23 protein-coding genes are annotated in these 21,950 nt (G+C 56.1%); 5 read left to right on the top strand and 18 right to left on the bottom strand.

The window, feature by feature from the left end:
- Positions 1–10: 10 nt before the first annotated feature.
- Entirely contained in the window at positions 11–361 is a 351-nt protein-coding gene (gene hinT, locus AC2AXP_RS04795) for a purine nucleoside phosphoramidase (protein WP_004964244.1), read from the bottom strand.
- A gap of 183 nt (positions 362–544) precedes the next feature.
- Positions 545–928: a winged helix-turn-helix transcriptional regulator gene (locus tag AC2AXP_RS04790; protein ID WP_088499663.1), complete on the bottom strand. Its 384-nt coding sequence runs from the start codon at positions 926–928 to the stop codon at positions 545–547.
- A gap of 102 nt (positions 929–1,030) precedes the next feature.
- Here AC2AXP_RS04790 and AC2AXP_RS04785 point away from each other — a divergent pair, with 102 nt between their 5' ends.
- Entirely contained in the window at positions 1,031–1,777 is a 747-nt protein-coding gene (locus AC2AXP_RS04785; protein ID WP_004964248.1) for an SDR family oxidoreductase, read from the top strand.
- Between the two features lie 67 nt (positions 1,778–1,844).
- Here the strand turns inward: AC2AXP_RS04785 and ptsG are convergent, their stop codons facing one another.
- From ptsG to yceD, 14 genes are all read right to left on the bottom strand, one after another.
- Complete coding sequence (gene ptsG, locus AC2AXP_RS04780) at positions 1,845–3,278, bottom strand: PTS glucose transporter subunit IIBC (protein WP_004964251.1); 1,434 nt, start codon at positions 3,276–3,278, stop codon at positions 1,845–1,847.
- A gap of 340 nt (positions 3,279–3,618) precedes the next feature.
- A complete protein-coding gene (locus AC2AXP_RS04775; protein ID WP_004964254.1) occupies positions 3,619–4,395 on the bottom strand; it encodes a metal-dependent hydrolase in 777 nt (258 codons plus the stop codon).
- A 14-nt stretch (positions 4,396–4,409) separates the two neighbouring features.
- The gene (holB, locus tag AC2AXP_RS04770; RefSeq protein ID WP_484381447.1) at positions 4,410–5,417 is read right to left on the bottom strand and encodes a DNA polymerase III subunit delta'; all 1,008 of its coding nucleotides are present in this window, start codon (positions 5,415–5,417) and stop codon (positions 4,410–4,412) included.
- Positions 5,417–6,055, bottom strand: coding sequence for a dTMP kinase (gene tmk, locus AC2AXP_RS04765; RefSeq protein WP_004964258.1), 639 nt, complete (start codon positions 6,053–6,055; stop codon positions 5,417–5,419). The genes holB and tmk overlap by 1 nt, the downstream gene beginning before the upstream one ends.
- Positions 6,045–7,070 carry an endolytic transglycosylase MltG gene (gene mltG, locus AC2AXP_RS04760; RefSeq protein WP_004964261.1) on the bottom strand — a complete coding sequence of 342 codons (1,026 nt, stop codon included), beginning with the start codon at positions 7,068–7,070 and terminating at the stop codon, positions 6,045–6,047. Before mltG ends, tmk begins: the two co-directional genes overlap by 11 nt.
- A 13-nt stretch (positions 7,071–7,083) precedes the next feature.
- The gene (pabC, locus tag AC2AXP_RS04755) at positions 7,084–7,881 is read right to left on the bottom strand and encodes an aminodeoxychorismate lyase (protein WP_484381446.1); all 798 of its coding nucleotides are present in this window, start codon (positions 7,879–7,881) and stop codon (positions 7,084–7,086) included.
- A gap of 121 nt (positions 7,882–8,002) precedes the next feature.
- Positions 8,003–9,244 (bottom strand): beta-ketoacyl-ACP synthase II, encoded by a 1,242-nt coding sequence (fabF, locus tag AC2AXP_RS04750; RefSeq protein ID WP_484381445.1) that lies wholly within the window; start codon positions 9,242–9,244, stop codon positions 8,003–8,005.
- An 81-nt stretch (positions 9,245–9,325) separates the two neighbouring features.
- A complete protein-coding gene (gene acpP, locus AC2AXP_RS04745) occupies positions 9,326–9,562 on the bottom strand; it encodes an acyl carrier protein (protein WP_004964267.1) in 237 nt (78 codons plus the stop codon).
- Positions 9,563–9,716: 154 nt separating this feature from the next.
- Positions 9,717–10,451: a 3-oxoacyl-ACP reductase FabG gene (gene fabG, locus AC2AXP_RS04740; RefSeq protein ID WP_004964268.1), complete on the bottom strand. Its 735-nt coding sequence runs from the start codon at positions 10,449–10,451 to the stop codon at positions 9,717–9,719.
- 11 nt (positions 10,452–10,462) lie between these two features.
- Positions 10,463–11,392: an ACP S-malonyltransferase gene (gene fabD / locus AC2AXP_RS04735; RefSeq protein ID WP_004964269.1), complete on the bottom strand. Its 930-nt coding sequence runs from the start codon at positions 11,390–11,392 to the stop codon at positions 10,463–10,465.
- A gap of 16 nt (positions 11,393–11,408) precedes the next feature.
- The gene (locus AC2AXP_RS04730; protein WP_004964271.1) at positions 11,409–12,362 is read right to left on the bottom strand and encodes a beta-ketoacyl-ACP synthase III; all 954 of its coding nucleotides are present in this window, start codon (positions 12,360–12,362) and stop codon (positions 11,409–11,411) included.
- A gap of 6 nt (positions 12,363–12,368) precedes the next feature.
- A complete protein-coding gene (plsX, locus tag AC2AXP_RS04725; protein ID WP_071586682.1) occupies positions 12,369–13,403 on the bottom strand; it encodes a phosphate acyltransferase PlsX in 1,035 nt (344 codons plus the stop codon).
- An 11-nt stretch (positions 13,404–13,414) separates the two neighbouring features.
- Entirely contained in the window at positions 13,415–13,582 is a 168-nt protein-coding gene (gene rpmF / locus AC2AXP_RS04720) for a 50S ribosomal protein L32 (protein WP_004927778.1), read from the bottom strand.
- Positions 13,583–13,594: 12 nt separating this feature from the next.
- Positions 13,595–14,119 (bottom strand): 23S rRNA accumulation protein YceD, encoded by a 525-nt coding sequence (gene yceD, locus AC2AXP_RS04715; RefSeq protein ID WP_004964276.1) that lies wholly within the window; start codon positions 14,117–14,119, stop codon positions 13,595–13,597.
- A 141-nt stretch (positions 14,120–14,260) separates the two neighbouring features.
- Here yceD and AC2AXP_RS04710 point away from each other — a divergent pair, with 141 nt between their 5' ends.
- Positions 14,261–14,842 (top strand): Maf family protein, encoded by a 582-nt coding sequence (locus AC2AXP_RS04710; protein WP_050763131.1) that lies wholly within the window; start codon positions 14,261–14,263, stop codon positions 14,840–14,842.
- 8 nt (positions 14,843–14,850) lie between these two features.
- On the opposite strand, the gene rluC is transcribed toward AC2AXP_RS04710, so the two are convergent.
- The gene (rluC, locus tag AC2AXP_RS04705) at positions 14,851–15,810 is read right to left on the bottom strand and encodes a 23S rRNA pseudouridine(955/2504/2580) synthase RluC (protein ID WP_004964280.1); all 960 of its coding nucleotides are present in this window, start codon (positions 15,808–15,810) and stop codon (positions 14,851–14,853) included.
- Between the two features lie 678 nt (positions 15,811–16,488).
- On the opposite strand from rluC, the gene rne reads away from it, so the two are divergent.
- Entirely contained in the window at positions 16,489–19,902 is a 3,414-nt protein-coding gene (gene rne, locus AC2AXP_RS04700) for a ribonuclease E (protein ID WP_484381444.1), read from the top strand.
- Between the two features lie 62 nt (positions 19,903–19,964).
- Here rne and AC2AXP_RS04695 read toward each other — a convergent pair whose 3' ends face one another.
- Complete coding sequence (locus AC2AXP_RS04695; protein ID WP_039992778.1) at positions 19,965–20,252, bottom strand: putative quinol monooxygenase; 288 nt, start codon at positions 20,250–20,252, stop codon at positions 19,965–19,967.
- A 223-nt stretch (positions 20,253–20,475) separates the two neighbouring features.
- Between AC2AXP_RS04695 and pyrC the strand changes: the two genes are divergently transcribed.
- A complete protein-coding gene (pyrC, locus tag AC2AXP_RS04690; protein ID WP_430299012.1) occupies positions 20,476–21,525 on the top strand; it encodes a dihydroorotase in 1,050 nt (349 codons plus the stop codon).
- A gap of 75 nt (positions 21,526–21,600) precedes the next feature.
- Positions 21,601–21,840 carry a DNA damage-inducible protein I gene (gene dinI / locus AC2AXP_RS04685; RefSeq protein ID WP_039992209.1) on the top strand — a complete coding sequence of 80 codons (240 nt, stop codon included), beginning with the start codon at positions 21,601–21,603 and terminating at the stop codon, positions 21,838–21,840.
- Positions 21,841–21,950: the final 110 nt, after the last annotated feature.

Below are 21,950 nucleotides of genomic sequence, written 5' to 3'. Positions count from 1 at the left end.
CTCGCAATAATCAGTAAGACAGCATCGGGCCGAGCGAACAACCGCCAACCAGATGCATATGAATATGATAGACCTCTTGGCCGCCATGGCGATTGCAGTTGATGATCAGCCGATAACCGTCTTCAGCAATGCCCTCCTGGGCGGCAATCTTCGCCGCGACGGTCACCATACGCCCCAATGCGGCTTCATGCTCGCGGGTAACGTCATTCGCCGTCGGGATCAGCACGTTGGGCACAATCAGAATATGCGTAGGCGCTTTCGGCGAGATATCGCGGAAGGCGGTGACCAGTTCGTCTTGATAAACCACATCAGCGGGAATTTCTTTGCGAATAATTTTACTGAAAATAGTTTCTTCGGCCATCTGGAATTCCTTGTTAGCTAGAAAGAAGGTTTACGCAGTATGAGTGACAAATTCTACTGCTTTCAACCTGATTGCGCACTTTCTGCGTCGAGTGGTGCAGAATCAGCCAGCCTCGCTGGTGATAGTGGCGTTTGGATGCCGGTCACGCCTGCGGGTTCGGCAGCGAACGCCCACCGTTGGGCATCAACGGTCAGCGCCGATCAACTGCGGCGCGTGGCGATGCATCCAGTCGGCCAGGCTGTCCAGCGTTGGCCGCAGCGTCTTGCCCAGTTCGGTAATCTGATATTCTACCCGTGGCGGCACTTGCGGATAAATATGCCGCGTTACCAACCCACGTTGTTCAAACTGGCGCAGCTGGCGCGTCAACTCTTTTTGCGCGATCGGTGCCACCGCGCGTTGCAGTTCACCAAATCGCACCGGCGCATCGATAATCATCAGCCGGTATAAGATCGGAATTGCCCACTTTCCCGACAGCAGATTGACAAAATCCACCATTGGACAGGGTTGCCCGGCGCTGGGCAAGCGGGTCAAATTTTTTTCTTGCGGGCATGCCGCGCTGTTGGTCATTTGTTTCCTCCCGCCCCTTTAGTATCCAAATGGTACCTACTATGCAAAGGATACTATAACGCAAATAATCAGGCTATCACCAGCCAAACCAGAGGAAAGAACATGTCACGATTGCAAAACAAATACGCCTTGATTACCGGCGGCACCAGCGGCATTGGGCTGGAAACCGCCCGTCGGTTTATCGCCGAAGGCGCCACGGTAGCGATTACCGGCCGCAGCCGCAGTGGACTGGAAGCGGCAAAACGTCAATTGGGCGAGGTGGTTACGCTACTGAGCGATGCCGGTGACGTGGCACAACAACGCCAACTGGCACAGCAGTTGGCACTGCACTGGCCACGCCTCGACGTGCTGTTTGTCAACGCCGGCGACGTTACTCACCATTCGCTGGAAGAATGGGACGAGGCAGAATATGAGCGCCTGATGAACACAAACCTCAAAGGGCCGTTTTTCCTGATTCAGGCGCTGCTGCCGATGCTGGCCAACCCGGCCTCTGTCATTCTGTGTGGTTCGGTCAGCGCGCATATCGGCCTGCCGCAAAGTAATGCCTACGCCGCCAGCAAGGCCGCTTTGCTTTCATTGGCACGCACGCTGTCGGGTGAACTGCATCCACGCGGTATTCGCGTCAATGGCCTCAGCCCTGGCCCGACGGAAACCCCGGCCTTCGGCAAGCTCGGATTGCAGGACAAGGATCAGGAGACGCTGAAACAGGAAATTCGCGCGCTGGTGCCGATTGGCCGCATGGGCCACGCACTGGAACTGGCGCACGCCGCGGTATTCCTGGCCTCGGACGAATCGGCGTTTATGGTCGGCGCTGAACTGCAAATGGACGGCGGCGTGGGCAATCTGTAGCCAGCGCGGCAGGCCCTGGCAATAAAAAAGGGAGGCTTTCGCCTCCCTCAAAACTCCCCTACCTGAATCAGTTGTTACGGATGTATTCATCCATATCGGTTTTCAGGTTATCGGACTTGGTACCGAAGATCGCCTGGACGCCAGAGCCGGCAACCACTACGCCCGCCGCACCCAGTTTCTTCAGACCAGCCTGGTCCACTTTCGACACGTCGGCCACGCTGACGCGCAGACGGGTGATGCAAGCATCCAGGTTGGTGATGTTTTCTTTACCGCCGAAGGCCTGAACCAGCGCTGCGGACATTTCTGAACCGCCCTGTGCGCTCTGTTCTGCAGCGTTATCTTCACGGCCTGGCGTTTTCAGATCCAGTTTGGCGATCAGCACGCGGAAGATGGTGTAGTACACCAGACCGTAGATGATACCAACAATTGGGAACAGCCAGATTTTGCTGCTGTTGCCGCTCAGTACGATAAAGTCGATCAGACCGTGCGAGAAGCTGGTGCCATCACGCATGCCCAACAGAATACAGATTGGGAACGCCAGGCCAGCCAGGATTGCGTGGATCACATACAGGATCGGCGCAACGAACATGAAGGAGAATTCGATCGGTTCGGTGATACCCGTCAGGAACGAGGTCAACGCGGCGGAGATCATGATACCGCCCACTTTCGCGCGGTTCTCTGGTTTGGCCGAGTGCCAGATGGCAATCGCCGCTGCCGGCAGACCGTACATTTTGAACAGGAAGCCACCGGACAGTTTACCCGCGGTCGGATCGCCCGCCATATAGCGTGGGATATCGCCGTGGAACACCTGGCCTGCCGCATTGGTGAATTCACCAATTTGCATCTGGAAAGGTACGTTCCAGATATGGTGCAGACCGAACGGCACCAGAGAACGCTCAACCACGCCGTAGATGCCAAACGCCACTACCGGGTTCTGATAGGCAGCCCACTGTGAGAAAGTCTGGATGGCAGTACCGATAGGTGGCCAGATAAAGGACAGGATCACACCGAGGAAAATCGCCGCCAGGCCGGAAATAATCGGCACGAAACGCTTGCCGGCAAAGAAGCCGAGATATTCCGGCAACTGGATGCGGAAGAAGCGGTTAAACATGTAGGCAGCGATCGAGCCGGAGATAATCCCCCCCAGCACGCCGGTATCCGCCAGGTGTTTGGCTGCGATCTCTTCGGCAGGCAAATGCAATACCAAAGGCGCGACCACCGCCATGGTCTTCACCATGATGCCGTAGGCTACCACGGCGGCCAACGCAGAGACGCCGTCGTTATTGGTGAAGCCGAGCGCCACACCGATAGCGAAAATCAACGGCATATTGGCGAATACCGACCCGCCCGCTTCCGCCATCACGTGAGAGACTACCGCCGGTAGCCAGCTAAAATTGGCGGAACCGACGCCCAGCAGAATACCTGCGATAGGCAGTACGGATACCGGCAGCATTAGCGATTTACCTACTTTTTGCAGGTTTGCAAATGCGTTCTTGAACATAGTTGAGTGTGCTCCTGAGTAATAGTGCTTTGCTACTTCTTCGCGCGAATTTTCGCGTTGCAAGGGGGGGAGAAAATCCCCTGCAATTCAGGGTGTCTGAGCACCCCTTGAATTTTTACGCAGAGTAAAATAAATAGCCTGCGTAATGTTTGATGACAGTCACGTTTCGCCCAATAAGACGCGGCATTTTTCTTAAAAGCGCATTTTTTTGTAAAAAAAGATGAAAAAATGCACATTGCCCGACCTAAAACGGCGATGAACATTACCCGTTTCAGTAATTAATTACGAGCTTAAAAAAAAAGATGCGATCGGTGACTGTCCCCTAAGCCTAGGCCAAGGATCAGAGTTCGAGGTGAAATAAGCGTGAAAAATTGGCGGTGGTGGTCTCTGCCAGCGTCTCAAGGCTTACGCCTTTCAAAACAGCCAGGTATTCAGCCACATCGCGCACATACGCGGGTTGGTTTTCTTTACCACGGTGTGGAACCGGCGCCAGGTAAGGTGAATCCGTTTCCACCAGCATACGATCCAGCGGCACATAACGCGCTGCGTCACGCAGTTGCTCGGCATTGCGGAAAGTGACAATACCGGAGAAGGAGATATAAAAACCGAGATCCAGCAGCGCTTGTGCCGTTGCCCGATCTTCGGTAAAGCAGTGCAGCACGCCGCCGCACTCTTGCGCTTGCTCTTCTCGCAGGATCCGCAGCGTATCTTCACGCGCATCACGCGTATGGACGATCACCGGTTTATTCAGATCGCGGCCAATACGGATGTGTTGACGGAAGGATTCCTGTTGCAGCGCCCAGTTGTCTTTTTGATAAAAATAATCCAGCCCGGTTTCTCCCAGCGCTACCACCTGCTCCGCCGCCGCCAGCTGACGCAGTTCGTCATAATCGTAGCCGTCGTCCAGATTCAGCGGGTGTACCCCACAGGAAAACGCCACATCGGCGCGCGGCCCGATCAGATCGGTCATTGCCCGATACCCCGGCAAGGTGGTGGCCACCGCCAGGAAAAAGCCAACGTCACGCGCTTTGGCCTTTGCCAGTGCGTCGTCCACATTTTGGTGCAGCGTTTGGTAGTCCAGGCTGTCAAGATGGCAATGAGAATCTACTAACAACATAATATTTAACTCTTTTACAGCGAATGAGGGTGAGAATAGCCGGCAGAGGCAAACATCTGCTCCCAGCTAAGTAACTGTTCGGTCAGCAGCAGTTCGCGGTTAACGCCAACCACGCTGAGCAATTGATGTCGACAGTGCAACCATTGTTGAACGATGTGTTGCAATGACGCAGCGCTGAACCGCGTGGCCAGTTGCTGTACCAACGGCAACCGGTCCTGGTTGAGCACAAAGCCCGCCGCGCCCTGCTGCCACTTCATGGCATCGATCAGAAGACTACACAGCCAGTGTAGACGCTCTGCCACGTTGTCGTGATTCAACACCGGCAACAGTGCCAGCATGTCCTGGCCCAGTAGCGCATCATGCAGCACGCCGCACAGCGCGCTGCGTTGTTGCCAACGTTCCGGTTGCAGCAATTGCTCGGCGGCAATAGGCGCGCCGTCGTGCAGTCGCAGCGCCGTCAGGCAATCGGTCGGATTGCCCACCGCCTGCCGATTCAACCATTGCAGGCTGAGCTGTTCGTCGGGACTGTTGAGATGCCAGTAAAAACAGCGGCTGCGCAGCGTGGCCAGCAGGCGCGAAGGCTCTCGGCAACCCAGCAGGAAATAGGTATTGGCTGGCGGTTCTTCCAGGGTTTTCAACAGCGCATTGGCCGCCGCTTCGGTCAGCGCTTCGGCCTGCGCCAGCCAGACAACCTTGGCGCCCCCCTGCTGCGCATGCGAATATAGCGTTTCAATAACCTGGCGAATTGGCTCGATCCCCAGGCTGCTTTTGCCCTTTTCCGGCGCCAGTACATGATAATCCGGGTGATTACCCGCCAGCATCAACCGACAGGAATGACAGGTACCGCAGCTTTTTTCGCCGTTGCGTTGCTGGCAAATCAGCCAGCGGCTAATGCCATAGACCAGCGCGTCATCACCATTGCCGGCCGCCGCATGCAGCAGCAGCGCGTGATGCCCGCGCCCGCCGGCATATTGTGCGATCAGTTGACGGTAGGGCGCATTCAGCCACGGATACCAATTCATCAGGCGTGTTCCTGTTGTTGCAGCCACGCAGCAACGCAACGGCCTATATCACCCGTCACCTGCTCCAGCGGTTGTGCCGCATCAATGGTGATTATCGTTGCATCCGCTGCCGCCAGTTGCTGATAGCGAGCGCGAGTACGTTCAAAGAATGGCAAGGCTTCCTGTTCGATACGATCCAGCGCACCGCGCGCCTGTGCCCGCTGTAGCCCGACCAGCGGCGGTAAATCAAGATAGAGCGTTAAATCGGGGCGAAAATCACCCAATACGGTATCGCGCAACGATGCCATCAGGCGCTGATCCACGCCGCGGCCACCGCCCTGGTAAGCCTGTGATGACAGATCGTGCCGATCGCCGACCACCCAGGCGCCACGTGCCAACGCCGGCTTGATCACCGTTTCCACCAGTTGTACGCGCGCGGCGTACAGCATCAGCACTTCAGCCTTGATGGTCGGCAGCTCACCTTGGTAACCGCGCTTGAACAGATCGCGCAGCTTTTCCGCCAACGGCGTACCGCCCGGTTCGCGGGTGAAAACGATGTCGTTGATACCATGCTGGCGCAATACATCGACCACGGTGTCGCGTGCAGTGGTTTTGCCCGCGCCTTCCAGCCCTTCAATAACCACGAATTTACTGTTCATTCTTTTCCTTCAACGCCTGACGGTAAAGGCGCACCGCCTTATTGTGGCTCGCCAGGTTAGTGGTAAAGGTATGGCCGCCCTTGCCGTCGGCAACAAAATACAGATAAGGGGTTTTAGCCGGGTGCGCGGCGGCCTCCAGCGACGCCTGGCTCGGCATGGCGATCGGCGTTGGCGGCAATCCATTGATCACATAAGTATTATAAGGTGTCGGCGTTTCCAGATCCTTGCGGCTGATATTGCCATTATACCCTGCGCCCATACCATAAATGACCGTCGGATCGGTTTGCAGCCGCATGCCGATACGCATACGGTTGACGAACACCGAGGCGACTTTGGTGCGCTCTTCTGGCACGGCGGTTTCTTTTTCAACGATCGATGCCATGGTCAACAGCTGTTCTGGTGTTTTATAAGGCAACGACGTATCGCGCCCCTGCCATGCATCTTCCAGAGACTTTACCATGCGCAAATGTGCACGCTTGAGCAAGGCAATATCGGTCATACCGGCGGTATAGGCATAGGTATCGGGATATAAGCGCCCTTCAGGCTTAACGTCTGCCGGCAGGCCGAGCGCCTCGGCGATTTGCGCCTCACTCTTGCCGGCTAGCGTGTGTTTCAGATATGGGGATTGCTGCAACACTTGCAGCCAGTCACTCAGACGGGAGCCCTCGATAAAACGAGCGCTGAATTGCGCTTCCTTGCCGCTGGCCAACAGTTCCAGCATCTGGCGCACCGTCATGCCCGGCGTGAAGCGATAAGTACCGGCCTTGAATTCAGCCAGCTCAGGTTCAAGCTTCAACAACCAGGGGAACCATTTTCCGGAACGAATCAATTTGTCACGTACCAGCAGACCTTCCAGCGCCACGCGGCCGGTGCCGGCAGGCAGTTTGAAGATCGCTTCCTGCTGAATCGCCAACGGCGTATCGGCAAAGCGCTCAACCTTCTGGTAACCCCAAAACAGCAGGGCCAACGCCAGAACAATCACTAACGAAACAATCTTCAGTTTTTTTCTCTTCATCAATCAGCCATGGTCAACAGTGTGGGCTTAAAAAATCGTATAACCGGCGCGAGTGATAATGCCACTGATGCGCCATATTAACCGGCAGCAAAGGCATCAGTGCATTGCTCACCAACACCTCGTCGGCATCGGCCAGGGTAGTCAGCGGCTCGCTGACGCAATACAGCGCATATTCGCTGCCCGCCAGCAGCGCCATCACCCGACGGCGCATCAGGCCAGCTACTCCCGCCTGGCCAAGATCCGGCGTGTAAACCGCCTTTCCCTTACGCCAGAACAAATTAGCCGCACAGCATTCCACCAGCAACCCGGCAGTGTCAAGCACCAGCGCCTCGTCGGCGTCAGTCTGGTCAAGATGCGCGCGAATCAGCACCTGCTCCAGACGGTTAAGGTGTTTCAGGCCGGCCAACAGCGGGCTGCGCGCCAATGGCACCGGGCTGAGCGCCAAACGGATCCCCCGTTCACGCAAACGCAGATAATGCTGTGGATAGGCGCTGCGCGACACAATGCGCGTCGCATGACTGCACCCTTGCGGGCTGTAACCACGGCCACCGCTGCCGCGTGTCAGTATCGCTTTGACCACGCCTAGCGGGATAGATTCTGCCGCGTGACGCATTTCCAGCTCCAGGGCCGGCCAATCGGTATGCGGCAACATCAATCGCTGCGCCGCCTGCTGCATCCGCTCGATATGCCACGGCAACAGGTCGATTTGTCCGTCAACCACCCGCGCGGTAGTGAAACAGCCGTCACCGAACTGCAGCCCGCGATCGCTTGGCGTCAGCGCATCGTGTTGTTGCCCATTAATCCAGTACATCTCTCCCCCTGCGAGTTTCGGCTTTGATGACAGAATAACAGGCACAGCTGCCAGTTGGCCTGGCGTGGCATAAAAAAAGCCCGGTGCAAGACCGGGCTTCCAGAGACAGACCAAACGACGTTTAAACGCGACGGAAAATCAGCGAGCCGTTGGTGCCGCCAAAACCGAAGGAGTTACACAGGGTGTATTCCAAATCGGTTACCTGACGCGCCTGGTGCGGTACAAAGTCCAGCTCGCAACCTTCATCCGGGTTATCCAGGTTGATGGTCGGTGGAACCGCCCGATCGCGCAGCGCCAGCACGGTGAAGATCGATTCAATCGCACCTGCAGCACCCAACAGGTGGCCGGTCATCGATTTGGTCGAGCTGACCATCACCCGTGCCGCATCGGCACCAAACACCGATTTGACCGCTTGCGCTTCCGCTTTGTCACCGGCTGGCGTTGAGGTACCGTGCGCATTGATATAACCAACTTGTGACGTTGTCACACCGGCGTCTTTCAACGCGTGCTCCATTGCCAATGCCGCACCAGCGCCGTTTTCCGGTGGTGAGGTCATGTGGTAGGCATCGCTGCTCATACCAAAGCCGACAACTTCTGCGTAAATTTTTGCACCGCGTTTTTTGGCGTGTTCGTACTCTTCGAGCACCATCATGCCTGCGCCGTCGCCCAGTACGAAACCGTCACGGTCTTTGTCCCATGGACGGCTTGCCGCCTGCGGGTTGTCGTTGCGGGTGGACAGCGCGCGCGCTGCACCGAAACCGCCGACGCCCAATGGGGTACTGGCTTTTTCTGCCCCACCGGCCAGCATAACGTCGGCATCATTGTAAGCAATGATACGCGCGGCATGGCCAATGTTATGCACGCCTGAGGTACAGGCCGTGGCGATCGAAATGCTCGGACCACGCATGCCATACATGATGGTCAGGTGACCGGCAATCATGTTGACGATGGTGGACGGCACAAAGAACGGGCTTATTTTACGCGGGCCGCCGTTGACCAGAGAACTGTGGTTTTCTTCAATCAGACCCAGGCCGCCAATGCCGGAGCCAATAGCAGCGCCAATACGGCCGGCGTTGGCCTCGGTGATATCCAACCCGGCGTCCTGCATGGCCTGCATGCCGGCGGCGATGCCGTACTGAATGAAGAGGTCCATCTTGCGCGCATCTTTGCGAGAGATGAAATCCTCAACGTTAAAATTCTTTACCAAGCCAGCAAAACGCGTTGCATAGGCAGTAGTATCGAAATGTTCGATCAGGCTGATGCCACTCTGACCGGCAAGAAGAGCGTTCCATGTGGACTCTACCGTATTGCCGACAGGAGACAACATGCCCAGTCCGGTCACAACTACTCGACGCTTAGACACGTTTGTCCTCCAAGGAGGGAAAATATGACACTAGAGATAGAAAAAACTTAGGCGGTCGAGTGACCGCCTAGATATGTTCGCTTACTGCTGGTTGTTGTTGATGAAATCAATAGCTGCCTGAACAGTAGTGATTTTCTCAGCTTCTTCGTCTGGAATTTCGGTATCGAATTCTTCTTCCAGCGCCATTACCAGCTCAACAGTGTCAAGAGAATCAGCACCCAGATCTTCAACGAAAGAAGCAGTGTTTACCACTTCCTCCTGTTTAACACCCAGTTGCTCAACAATGATTTTCTTAACGCGTTCTTCGATAGTGCTCATACTCTTAAATTTCCTATCAAAACTCGCTTTCGCGATGGTTTTCGTAGTGTATAAAATGTTGAAAAAGATGCAACTAAATCCCGGCTGGTCAAACCACGATTTTACGCTATTTTGCGGTTTTTACCCCAAATAACGCAAATAGTTTTCGCATTTTTTAAATCATGTACATGCCGCCATTGACATGCAATGTTTCACCGGTGATATAGCCAGCCTCATCAGAGGCTAAAAATGCAACAGCGCTGGCGATTTCTTTAGCATCACCCAGCCGATTGGCTGGAACCGATGTCAAAATGCCTGCACGTTGATCTTCTGTCAACGCCCGTGTCATGTCCGTCTCAATAAAGCCAGGAGCCACGACGTTGACCGTAATGCCACGAGAAGCAACTTCACGTGCCAAAGATTTGCTAAAACCAATCAAGCCGGCTTTAGCCGCCGCGTAGTTAGCCTGCCCTGCGTTGCCCATGGTTCCGACAACGGAACCGATGGTGATGATCCGGCCAAACCGCTTTTTCATCATAGCTCGCATTACCGCTTTTGACAGACGGAATACGGAAGTCAGATTAGTATCAAGAATATCCTGCCACTCATCGTCTTTCATACGCATCAGCAGGTTATCACGCGTAATGCCGGCATTATTCACTAAAATGTCGATTTCGCCAAATTCCGCACGAATCGATGCCAGCACGCTGTCGATTGATTGAGCATCAACAACGTTTAACATAACCCCTTTGCCGTTTGCGCCCAGATAGTCGCTGATGGCTTCCGCGCCCTTTTCACTGGTCGCGGTACCGATAACTTTTGCGCCACGCGCAACAAACGATTCTGCAATAGCCCGGCCAATACCGCGGCTTGCGCCGGTGACCAGAACAATTTTTCCTTCGAAGCTCATTGTTTTCCTCTTTATTGTTCAAGCGCCGCTGACAGGCTGGCTGGGTCGTTAACCGCCGCTGCCGTCAGGGTGTCGACAATGCGTTTGGTCAGGCCGGTGAGCACTTTGCCCGGACCGACCTCCAGCAGCGAGTCGACGCCCTGCGCCGCAATGAATTCTACGCTTTCGGTCCAGCGCACCGGGCTGAACAACTGGCGAACCAGCGCGCTGCGGATCGCTTGCGGATCGGTTTCGCTGCGCACGTCGACGTTGTTGATCACCGGGATCTGCGGTGCGTTGAAGGTGACGTCTTTCAACGCCTCGGCCAGCTTGTCTGCCGCCGGTTTCATTAACGCACAATGCGAAGGTACGCTAACCGGTAACGGCAGCGCACGCTTGGCACCAGCGGCTTTACAGGCAGCACCGGCACGCTCTACCGCGTCCTTGTTGCCGGCAATCACCACCTGGCCGGGTGAGTTGAAATTCACCGGTGCAACCACCTCGCCCTGGGCAGATTCTTCACACGCCTTGGCGATAGCGTCATTATCCAGGCCAATAATGGCATACATGGCGCCGGTGCCGACTGGCACCGCTTCCTGCATCAGTTTTCCGCGCAGCTCGACCAGACGGATTGCCGCCTTAAAATCCAGTACGCCCGCACATACCAGCGCGGAATATTCACCAAGGCTATGGCCAGCCATCAACGCCGGCATTTTCCCGCCCTGTTGCTGCCAAACGCGGAAAATGGCGACCGACGCCGCCAGCAACGCAGGCTGCGTCTGCCAGGTTTTATTCAGTTCTTCGGCCGGCCCCTGCTGCACCCGTTGCCACAGGTCGTAACCCAGGGCATCAGACGCCTCGGCGAAGGTCTGTTCAACTACAGGATACTGGGTGGCCAACTCGGCCAGCATGCCAACGGTCTGTGACCCCTGGCCAGGAAATACCATTGCAAATTGCGTCATTTTTTCTTCCTGTTAATCAGAAACGAACCAGCGCCGAGCCCCAGGTAAAGCCGCCGCCAAATGCTTCAAGCAATACCAGTTGACCGCGTTGGATCCGCCCGTCGCGCACCGCTTCATCCAGCGCTGCCGGTACCGAGGCGGCAGAGGTATTACCGTGACGATCGAGCGTCACGACCACCTTGTCCATCCCCATACCCAGTTTTCTTGCCGTCGCGCTGATAATGCGCAGGTTGGCCTGATGCGGCACCAACCAGTCCAGCTCGCTGCGATCCAGATTGTTGGCTGCCAGCGTTTCATCAACGATGTGCGCCAGTTCCGTAACCGCAACCTTAAAGACTTCATTGCCCGCCATGGTGACGTAGGCCGGTTTCTCCTGCTGCTGGCGATCTTTATACGGCAGCGTCAGCAACCCGCCGTAACTGCCATCGGCATGCAGGTGAGTAGACAAAATGCCCGGCTGCTCGGAAGCGCCCAGCAAGACCGCCCCGGCGCCATCGCCAAACAGGATGATGGTGCCGCGGTCGTCAGGATCGAGGGTGCGAGACAGCACGTCGGCGCCGATCACCAGCGCATGCTTCACCGCACCGTTCTTGATGTATTGATCGGCCACGCTCAGCGCATAGGTAAAACCGGCGCAGGCCGCAGCCAAATCGAAGGCCGCACAGTCCTTGACGCCCAGCATTTGCTGAATCTGGCAGGCTGAACTTGGGAAAGCATGGCTCGAGGTCGTGGTCGCAACAATGATCAGACCAAGATCTTCTTTCGCCACGCCGGCCATTTCCAGCGCATGTTTTGCTGCCTCGAAGCCCATGGTCGCAACCGTTTCGTCTGCGGCTGCGATACGGCGTTCACGGATACCGGTACGCGTGACGATCCACTCGTCAGAGGTATCCACCATTTTTTCCAAATCAGCATTGGTGCGCACTTGTACGGGTAAATAACTCCCCGTACCGAGAATCTTTGTATACATGTACGATCAGTCACTCTTGGGTAATACAGCCTCAAGGCGCGCCGCAATCCTGTCAGGGACTTGCCGCTGCACCGCCTGCACAGCCTGTTCGATGGCGACCGCGAACGCGCGTTGGTTCGCCGCGCCGTGGCTCTTGATTACGGTGCCCCGCAATCCTAACAGACATGCACCATTATACTGGTCGGGGTTCAAGTGACCGAAACGCCTGGCCACTCTTTTTTGTAACCAACGGCCCAACAATTTTAACCACCACGCCTGCTTACCACCGTCGCCGGAGGATTTCAGCAAAGATAAAAACAGCCTTATCACACCCTCCATGGTCTTCAGCGTGACGTTGCCAACAAAGCCGTCGCAGACCATGACATCGGTTTTACCGGTGAGCAGATCGTTTCCTTCCAGATAACCAATATAGTTGATTGTCGGAGTTTTTCTTAAAACAGCGGCCGCTTCGCGGATATTATCCAGACCTTTGGTCTCTTCTTCGCCGATGTTCAGCAGCGCCACGCGCGGTTGCGCAATGCCCACCACCTCTTCCGCCATAACGGCGCCCATCACGGCGAACTGCACCAGCATGGTGCTGTCGCACTCCACGTTGGCGCCCAGATCCAGCACCACCGTCTTGCTGCGCTGCTGGTTGGGAATCACCGTCATCAACGCTGGCCGCTCGATGCCGTCCAGCGGCTTGATCAACATCTTGGCCAACCCCATCAGCGCCCCGGTATTGCCCGCACTGACGCATGCCTGCGCCTCGCCCTGCTTAATCAGCTCCAGCGCGATACGCATGGAGGTGCCGCGGCTGGCGCGTATTGCTTGTGAAGGCTTGGCGTCACCGGCAATGACTGACTCGGCGGGCACGACTTGCAGACGCTCCAAAAGAATCGGATCGGCTTTGGCAAGTAAGGGGGAGATGGCGTCGGGATCGCCGACCAGCAGGAGATGAAGCTGTAAATTAGAGGCCAGTGCCTGCAATGAAGCAGGCACTGTGACGCAGGGACCGAAGTCCCCGCCCATTGCATCTAACGCCAGGGTTAGACGAGTCAAGGTACCGCTACTTAGCCGATAACCTTGCGACCGCGGTAGAAACCGTCGGCAGTGATGTGGTGACGACGGTGAGTTTCACCGGATACTTTGTCTACAGACAAAGTAGTCGTGGTCAGCGCATCGTGTGAACGACGCATGCCACGCTTGGAACGGGTTGGTTTGTTCTGTTGTACGGCCATGGACCTTACTCCTCAATTACTTTTCTTTAAACTGGCTAATACGGCAAACGGATTCGGTTTCTCCGCCTCTGCAGGCAGTTTGCCAAATACCATGTCCGCTTCGGACACTTCACAGTGTTCAGATTCATGTACCGGAACGACTGGCAGCGAAAGAATAATTTCATCTTCAATCATTGCCAACAGATCGACTTCGCCAAACTCGTCAACTTCGATCGGTTCGTACGCTTCCGGTAATGCCTCAGCCTGCTCATCATTGACGACCGGGCTAAAACAATATGTTGTGTGAACGTGATGTTCAAACGGGACTCCACAGCGCTGGCACATCAGCGTTACCGCGACGTCCGCTTGCCCTGTAATCACCGCCAGGCGTTGGTTGTCAATATCAAACGACAACGACACCTGAACATCGCCATCCACACTGACCACGGAGTCGGCAACACGTGTAACCTGCTCAGGCGCATAGACACCAACATAGTCCAGGCGTTTCTGAGCGGTACGTACCGCATCAATGGTCAAGGGTAATTTTACCTTTTGCATAGGGCGCGCATATTAACTTTGTAACGACGTAGAGTCAAAGAAAAAGGCCGTAAAACGGCACCTTTCACCAATATTCGCTTCCACAGCGGCCGACAGTTTAAGATGCTGCTACCAAATACGCTACGGTTTACGAAAAAATTTATGCAGAGATTACTGTTAGCCTCGACGTCCCCCTACCGCAAACTGCTGCTGGAGAAGCTGCAACTGCCCTTTATCTGCGCTGCGCCGCAGGTTGATGAAAGCCCGCTGGCCGGCGAAAGCCCCGACGCACTGGTGCTGCGCCTGGCTGCCGCCAAGGCGCAGGCGTTATCGTCGGCCTACCCGGACCATCTGATCATCGGCTCCGATCAGGTATGCGTGCTGGATGGCCGCATTAGCGGCAAGCCACATAGCGAAGACAATGCCCGTGCGCAATTGCGTCAGGCCAGCGGCAAACGCGTCACCTTTTATACCGGCCTGGCGCTGTACAACAGCCGCAGTGGGCATCTGCAGGCGTTATGCGAACCGTTTCACGTCCATTTCCGCCCCCTCACCGAGGCGGAAATCGCCGCTTACGTGCAACGTGAGCAGCCGCTCAATTGCGCCGGCAGCTTTAAAAGCGAAGGATTGGGCATTGCCCTGTTTGACCGATTGGAAGGCCGCGACCCGAACACGCTGGTCGGACTGCCGCTGATCGCACTGCTGGAGATGCTGCGGGCCGAAGGACTCGACCCGCTGGGATAAACCTGATGTTACTTCTGCGCCTGCTTGCGCAGCACTTGCAGACAATGACGCAGTTCGTCGTCCATCGGCGCTTCGATACGCAGCGTTTCGCCGGTGCCCGGGTGCTCAAAACGCAACGCCGCCGCATGCAGGAATAGCCGCTTGAGGCCGGTGCCGGCCAACTGACGATCGAACTCGCGATCGCCATAGCGATCGTCAAAGGCAATGGGATGCCCGGCATGTAGAGTATGGACGCGGATCTGATGGGTGCGGCCGGTAATCGGGCTGGCCTTCACCAAGGTGGCATGTTCAAACCGCTCTTCCACCTTAAAGCGGGTTTCCGACGGTTTACCTTCGCTGCTGACGCGCACGATGCGCTCACCGCTTTGCAGAATGTTCTTCAGCAACGGCGCCTGCACCGCTTTGCAATGCGATTGCCACTGACCGCGCACCAGCGCCAGGTAATCCTTTTGCATCCCCTTCAGCCGCAGTTGCTCATGCAGCGAACGCAGCGCCGAGCGCTTCTTCGCCACCAGCAATACGCCGGAGGTATCGCGATCCAGCCGATGCACCAGCTCCAGGAAGCGCGCTTCCGGTCGCAGCGCGCGCAACCCTTCGATGACGCCAAAGCTCAAGCCGCTGCCACCGTGCACGGCGGTGCCGGAGGGTTTGTTCAGCAGTAACAGGTGGTCATCTTCGTACAGGATGCAATTGGCCAACGCCGCCACTTTATCCAGTTTGGCGGACACCGGCGCTTCTTCACGCTCGGCCACCCGCACCGGCGGCACGCGAACCACGTCGCCGGCGGCCAGCTTGTATTCGGCCTTGATGCGGCCTTTGTTCACCCGCACCTCGCCCTTGCGTACGATGCGGTAAATCATACTCTTCGGCACGCCTTTCAGGCGGGCAAGGAGAAAATTGTCGATTCGCTGACCCGCTTCATCGTCAGAAATCGTGATCAGTTGTACTGCGGGATTGTTCGTTTTCATGGGGCGAGATTCTAAATACAGCGCGTAAATAGCGCCACCTCTTTTTATGTGCTTAACTGTCACTCTGACGGTGGAATTGATCACGGCGAACAATAAGGCAGCAAGCCGGTTTGATCGTTTGCGATTTCTTCCGCAGTTAAGAAAAAGTCACCTTGCTATAACGGTATCAGCAGTGGAATAATGAGGTCACTTTCCGCCTTGATTCTCGTTAAAACAAGGGAAATTGCGGAATTATAAAGTTTGTCTGGTAGCACAAAAACGCAGCAATGGCGTAAGACGTAATGTGAAATCAAACAATTAGCGGGCTGCGGGTTGCAGCTTGGCCGGTAAAATGGAATCAGATCTGTCGACGTAAATCAGAGACTATTCCCTGACTCAAAAGCGCTGCATTCACAAAGAAACGCAGGCTTACCGAGATAATGCGCCCCTATGCAGGCGACAACCGTGAGGTTGACGGCTTTGCGAGAAGACACGGGGCTTTCGGTTTAACCCGGCCATGAGGTTATACCCTTAATAAATCAGGTTGCATAAAGACGGCAACTGAACGAGTCTCCAGGCGCATCGACACCGGTGCGACGGGGGTGAGAAAGCGCCGTCAATGCAGAAACTGCCTGAAGTATGACGGATATTTTTGCCCGCAGCTCTGTCGATAATGTAAAAAATAACGAGTAAGTTAAGATGAAAAGAATGTTGATTAACGCAACTCAGCAGGAAGAGTTGCGTGTTGCCCTAGTAGATGGACAGCGGCTGTATGATTTGGACATTGAAAGCCCGGGTCATGAACAGAAAAAGGCGAATATTTACAAAGGCAAAATCACCCGCATTGAACCAAGTCTTGAAGCTGCATTCGTAGATTACGGCGCAGAACGACATGGTTTCCTCCCCCTTAAAGAAATCGCCCGCGAATACTTCCCTAGCAATTATTCCTCCCATGGCCGCCCTAACATCAAAGATGTGCTGCGCGAAGGCCAGGAAGTCATCGTACAGGTTGATAAAGAAGAACGTGGCAACAAAGGCGCCGCCTTGACCACCTTCATCAGCCTGGCAGGCAGTTACCTGGTGTTGATGCCGAACAACCCGCGTGCCGGCGGTATTTCTCGCCGTATCGAAGGTGACGACCGCACCGAACTGAAAGAAGCGTTATCCTCGCTGCAATTACCCGACGGCATGGGCCTGATTGTCCGCACCGCGGGCGTCGGCAAATCTGCCGAAGCGCTGCAATGGGATCTGTCATTCCGTCTCAAGCACTGGGATGCCATCAAGAAAGCCGCCGAAGGCCGTCCTGCACCCTTCCTGATCCATCAGGAAAGCAACGTTATCGTGCGTGCATTCCGCGATTATCTGCGCCCGGACATTGGCGAAATCCTGATCGACAACCCGAAAATTCTCGACCTGGCGAAAGAGCACATTGCCGCGCTGGGCCGTCCAGATTTCAGCAGCAAAATCAAACTGTACAGTGGTGAAATTCCGCTGTTCAGCCATTACCAGATCGAATCGCAAATTGAGTCGGCCTTCCAGCGCGAAGTGCGTCTGCCTTCCGGCGGTTCGATTGTTATCGATACCACCGAAGCTCTGACCGCCATTGATATCAACTCCGCGCGTGCAACCCGCGGTGGCGATATTGAAGAAACCGCGTTCAATACCAACCTGGAAGCGGCTGATGAAATCGCTCGCCAGTTGCGCTTGCGTGACCTCGGCGGCCTGATCGTTATCGACTTCATTGACATGACGCCGGTACGCCACCAGCGCGAAGTGGAAAACCGTCTGCGCGATGCCGTCCGTCAGGACCGTGCACGTATCCAGATTGGCCGCATTTCCCGCTTTGGCCTGCTTGAGATGTCCCGTCAACGCCTCAGCCCGTCACTTGGCGAATCCAGCCATCACGTCTGCCCGCGCTGTAACGGCACCGGTACCGTGCGTGACAACGAGTCGTTGGCACTGTCCATTCTGCGCCTGATCGAAGAAGAAGCGCTGAAGGAAAACACCAAAGAAGTTCACGCTATCGTGCCGGTTCAGGTGGCATCTTACCTGCTGAACGAAAAACGTGAATCCGTCAGCGCCATTGAAAAGCGTCAGGGCGGCGTTAAAGCCATCATCGTGCCAAACGATCAGATGCAAACGCCACATTATTCGGTATTGCGCGTGCGCAAAGGCGAAGAAACCCCAACCCTGAGCTACCTGCTGCCGAAACTGCACGAAGAAGAGATGGCTCAGCCGCTGGAAGATGCGCCAATGGAGCGCAAACGTCCCGAACAACCGGCGCTGGCCTCCTTCTCTCTGGCTGCCGATGCCCCACCGCCGGCGCAAGAAACCGTGGCAGTGGCCAAACCTGCCGCGGTCGCCAAGCAAACGGCGCCAGCTGCTGTCAAACCCGGCCTGCTGGGTCGTCTGTTCGGTGGTCTGAAAGCACTGTTCGCCGCGGATGAACAACCGGCGGTAGAAGAAAAACCGGCTGAAACGCCGAAAGCTGAAAACAGCGAAAACCGTCGTCAGGATCGTCGTGGCCAACGCCGTCAAGGCGCCGGCCGCAAAGATCGCGGCGAACGCGGTGACCGTAACGAACGCGGTGACCGTAACGAGCGCGGTGAACGTCCAGAACGTGGCGAACGTAGAGAACGTGGCGAAGGCCGCGATAATCGCGAAGCGCGCGAACCTCGCGAGTCGCGTGACGAGCAGCGCCGTAACCGTCGCAACGCAGCGCAAAACGCGCCGGTTGCCGCCGAAGCTCAGTCGGAAGAAGCCGCCAAGGCGCAGCGCGAAGAACAGCAGCAACGCCGTGAACAGCGTGCCGAACGCCAACGTCGCCGTCAGGAAGAAAAACGTCAGGCTCAGCAGGAAGTGAAGGCGCTGGAAAGCGTTGAAGCGCCTGTGGCAGCAGCAACCGATGAAGATCAGGACGATCGTCATCAGCAGCCGGCGCAGCGCCGTCAACGTCGTCAGTTGACGCAGCGTGTCCGCATTCAGTCCGCAGAAGAAGAACTGCAGAGTGCAGCGGAAGAGCTGTTGGCACCAAAAACCGACGCAGTGAAGCCAACTTCGACAGCGGAAGACAGCGTGAAACTGTTGCCGGAAACCGTCGCAGCGTCGCCTGAAGATGAAGCACAGGGTGAAGCACGCAACGGTGAAAACGGTATGCCGCGTCGTTCACGCCGCTCACCGCGCCATCTGCGCGTCAGCGGTCAGCGTCGTCGCCGTTACCGTGATGAACGTTACCCTACCCAGTCGCCAATGCCTCTGGCAGGCGCTTTCGTGTCGCCTGAAATGGCCTCTGGCAAAGTATGGGTCAGTTACCCTGTCACGCAAGCGATTTCAGCGGTAGAAGAAGCCGAAGCCACTGCCGAAGCGACCAATATTGCTGCTGAAAACGTTATGACCAACGACGCGGTAGCGGCAGCCAGCGTTGCCGCGCCACGGGTGGCTGACGCCAGCGAAGTGGTTCAGGCAACCGCCGAGCAGCCAACCGTTGAAACCGAAACGGCGCCAGCAGCAACGCAGCAGATTGCTGCCGAGCCGGCAACGGCCGAACCGGTAATCAATAGCCAACTGGCCGAGGACGTGGCGGAAACCGCTGAGACCCCGGTTAGCCAGGCAGCAACCAGCGCCGAAGATAGCGCCCCGGCCGCAGCGCCAGAGCCTATCGAATCGGTCGACGCTCAGCCTGCGCCAGCGGCTGACGCTGAATTGGCCCCGGCGGTTGAAACCGTAGCGGCGACGCCGGCAGAACACGCGGCGGATGAAACCGTTGCCGACACCGTGGTTGAAGCGCCGGTTGAGCCCGCGCCACAGCCGGTGACCGAACCGGTGGTTGCCCAAGCTGAGATGGTGGTCGATGAAGCGCCAACGGTTGCTGAACCGGCTGTGGCCGTCGCCACGGCGGCGGTTAAGGAAACGCATGGCGCGACGCTGTACAAGCATATCGCCAGCGCACCGATGACCAAAGCGCCAGCGCCGGCTTATCAGCCGGAAGCGCCGAAGCAAAGCGACTGGCACCGCCCTGCCTTCAACTTCGAAGGTAAAGGCTCTGCCGGCGGGCATGCCGCAGCCACCACGGCAACGGCACCAGCCACCAAGCCGCAGCCGGTTAACGATTAAGTTAATCCAAGCAATAAAAACCCGCCAATCGGCGGGTTTTTTTATCGCTTGTGGCCAATATCTCAGGCAATTTTCGCTAGCCGCTTGATGTCCAGCACCTCGAGTTTGCCATCGATCTGAGCGACAAACTGCGTGAAGTGCGCAGTGGCATTGTGTTTTTCCAGTGCCTCGGCGTTAGCCCAGCGCTCAAAGAAGACAAACGCGCCCGGCTGGTCCAGATCCCGGTGCAGATCGTACTGCAAATTACCCTGCTCCTGGCGGCTGGCCTCGACGATCTGATGCACCGCATCATTTACCGCATCAAAAAATTCAGCCTTGGCTTGCAAGGTAGCAATCACACGAACTTCCATTTCAACCTCCCATTGATACTTAATAACTTGATAGCCAACCATACCGTTGGCAAAACAGTCGGATCCTCATCACTATGCGCCCGTTGGCCGATTGTTTTCAACTTGCGATTAACAAACAGATGCATCGCAATCGCTTTCCGCTTATCCTTACACCCCGGCGTGAATAACATCCCCATTATTCGCTTTTACTTTGACGTATTTCTGACCGCCGGAGTTTTGCAACATGACCGCACAGCCTCAAGCCCTGAAAATTCGCCGCCCTGACGACTGGCATATCCACCTGCGTGACGATGACATGCTGAAAACGGTTCTGCCCTATACCAGTCAAGTATTCGGCCGGGCGATTGTGATGCCGAATCTGGCGCCGCCGATTACCACAATTGAAGCCGCGCAACGCTACCGTGAGCGTATTTTGGCTGCCGTGCCGCAGGGCCATAATTTTACCCCACTGATGACCTGTTACCTGACCGATTCACTGAACGCCGCGGTGCTGATCGATGGGTTTGCCCAGGGCGTATTCACCGCCGCCAAGCTGTATCCGGCCAACGCCACCACCAACTCCAACCATGGCGTCAGCGACGTGAGAGGCATCTACCCGCTGCTGGAGCAAATGCAGAAGATTGGCATGCCGCTGTTGATTCACGGTGAAGTGACCGATGCTGGCGTCGATATTTTTGACCGTGAGGCACGCTTCATTGACAGCGTCATGGAACCAATTCGCCACAACTTCCCGGAACTGAAAATTGTCTTCGAACATATCACCACCAAAGAAGCCGCTCAGTACGTGCAACAAGGCAATCGTTTTCTTGCTGCGACCATCACCCCGCAACACCTGATGTTCAACCGTAACCATATGCTGGTAGGCGGCATTCGTCCCCACCTGTTCTGTCTGCCGATCCTGAAACGCAACATTCATCAGGAAGCGCTGCGCAATGCCGTAGCCAGCGGCTGTGAGCAATTCTTCCTGGGTACCGATTCCGCGCCGCATGCCAAACACCGGAAAGAGTCGAGCTGCGGCTGTGCCGGCGTGTTCAACGCCCCAAGCGCCATGCCGGCCTATGCCACGGTATTCGATCAACTTGGCGCGCTGCAGCACCTGGAAGCCTTCTGCTCACTGAACGGCCCACGCTTCTATGGTTTGCCGGTCAACGAAGATTTTATCGAACTACAGCGTGTCCCGGTAACCCAGCCGGCAGAGATTGCCCTCGGCAACGAATCCATCGTGCCGTTCCTCGCCGGAGAAAGCGTTAACTGGTCAGTCACCGCCTGCTGATTTTTTTATCGTGCCCTCTTGCTCCCGCAGGTCATTGACTGTATAAATACACAGTAAATGACTTCGGGGGCAATGATGCGTGTTGAAGTAACCATAGATAAAACCAGACCGCTGCCGCCAGGGGCGATTGAAGCCTTGAGCGGTGAATTGGGCAAACGGCTAAATCGACAGTTCCCAGACGCAGTGGTACAGGTGAGATATGCTGGCGCCAACGGGCTTTCGGTGCTCGGGGGCGTCAAAACGGACAAGGATCTGATCGCCGAAATTCTACAGGAAACCTGGGAAAGCGCGGACGATTGGTTCACCGCAGAATAACACTGCAATGCTGTTTTTGCCGGGGGTCGCTCTCCGGCTTTTTTGTCTCTGCGCCACGCCGCAAATCCCGCCAGTCAGCTGGAATAAACCTGATATCTGGTCTGTAATTA

This window comes from Serratia sp. Sp408, from assembly GCF_057180665.1.
Note: the sequence above shows the minus strand (reverse complement) of the source record. Positions and strands in the feature narration are given on the sequence as shown.

Excerpts from the sequence above, each read along its gene's own strand:
- dinI (WP_039992209.1), top strand. The coding sequence starts at position 21,601 with ATGCGTGTTGAAGTAACCATAGATAAAACCAGACCGCTGCCGCCAGGG.
- rne (WP_484381444.1), top strand. The coding sequence starts at position 16,489 with ATGAAAAGAATGTTGATTAACGCAACTCAGCAGGAAGAGTTGCGTGTT.
- pyrC (WP_430299012.1), top strand. The coding sequence starts at position 20,476 with ATGACCGCACAGCCTCAAGCCCTGAAAATTCGCCGCCCTGACGACTGG.
- AC2AXP_RS04785 (WP_004964248.1), top strand. The coding sequence starts at position 1,031 with ATGTCACGATTGCAAAACAAATACGCCTTGATTACCGGCGGCACCAGC.
- acpP (WP_004964267.1), bottom strand. The coding sequence starts at position 9,562 with ATGAGCACTATCGAAGAACGCGTTAAGAAAATCATTGTTGAGCAACTG.
- rluC (WP_004964280.1), bottom strand. The coding sequence starts at position 15,810 with ATGAAAACGAACAATCCCGCAGTACAACTGATCACGATTTCTGACGAT.
- rpmF (WP_004927778.1), bottom strand. The coding sequence starts at position 13,582 with ATGGCCGTACAACAGAACAAACCAACCCGTTCCAAGCGTGGCATGCGT.
- pabC (WP_484381446.1), bottom strand. The coding sequence starts at position 7,881 with ATGTACTGGATTAATGGGCAACAACACGATGCGCTGACGCCAAGCGAT.
- mltG (WP_004964261.1), bottom strand. The coding sequence starts at position 7,070 with ATGAAGAGAAAAAAACTGAAGATTGTTTCGTTAGTGATTGTTCTGGCG.
- AC2AXP_RS04710 (WP_050763131.1), top strand. The coding sequence starts at position 14,261 with ATGCAGAGATTACTGTTAGCCTCGACGTCCCCCTACCGCAAACTGCTG.
- tmk (WP_004964258.1), bottom strand. The coding sequence starts at position 6,055 with ATGAACAGTAAATTCGTGGTTATTGAAGGGCTGGAAGGCGCGGGCAAA.
- yceD (WP_004964276.1), bottom strand. The coding sequence starts at position 14,119 with ATGCAAAAGGTAAAATTACCCTTGACCATTGATGCGGTACGTACCGCT.
- ptsG (WP_004964251.1), bottom strand. The coding sequence starts at position 3,278 with ATGTTCAAGAACGCATTTGCAAACCTGCAAAAAGTAGGTAAATCGCTA.
- hinT (WP_004964244.1), bottom strand. The coding sequence starts at position 361 with ATGGCCGAAGAAACTATTTTCAGTAAAATTATTCGCAAAGAAATTCCC.
- fabG (WP_004964268.1), bottom strand. The coding sequence starts at position 10,451 with ATGAGCTTCGAAGGAAAAATTGTTCTGGTCACCGGCGCAAGCCGCGGT.
- fabD (WP_004964269.1), bottom strand. The coding sequence starts at position 11,392 with ATGACGCAATTTGCAATGGTATTTCCTGGCCAGGGGTCACAGACCGTT.
- holB (WP_484381447.1), bottom strand. The coding sequence starts at position 5,417 with ATGAATTGGTATCCGTGGCTGAATGCGCCCTACCGTCAACTGATCGCA.
- AC2AXP_RS04775 (WP_004964254.1), bottom strand. The coding sequence starts at position 4,395 with ATGTTGTTAGTAGATTCTCATTGCCATCTTGACAGCCTGGACTACCAA.
- AC2AXP_RS04730 (WP_004964271.1), bottom strand. The coding sequence starts at position 12,362 with ATGTATACAAAGATTCTCGGTACGGGGAGTTATTTACCCGTACAAGTG.
- AC2AXP_RS04790 (WP_088499663.1), bottom strand. The coding sequence starts at position 928 with ATGACCAACAGCGCGGCATGCCCGCAAGAAAAAAATTTGACCCGCTTG.
- AC2AXP_RS04695 (WP_039992778.1), bottom strand. The coding sequence starts at position 20,252 with ATGGAAGTTCGTGTGATTGCTACCTTGCAAGCCAAGGCTGAATTTTTT.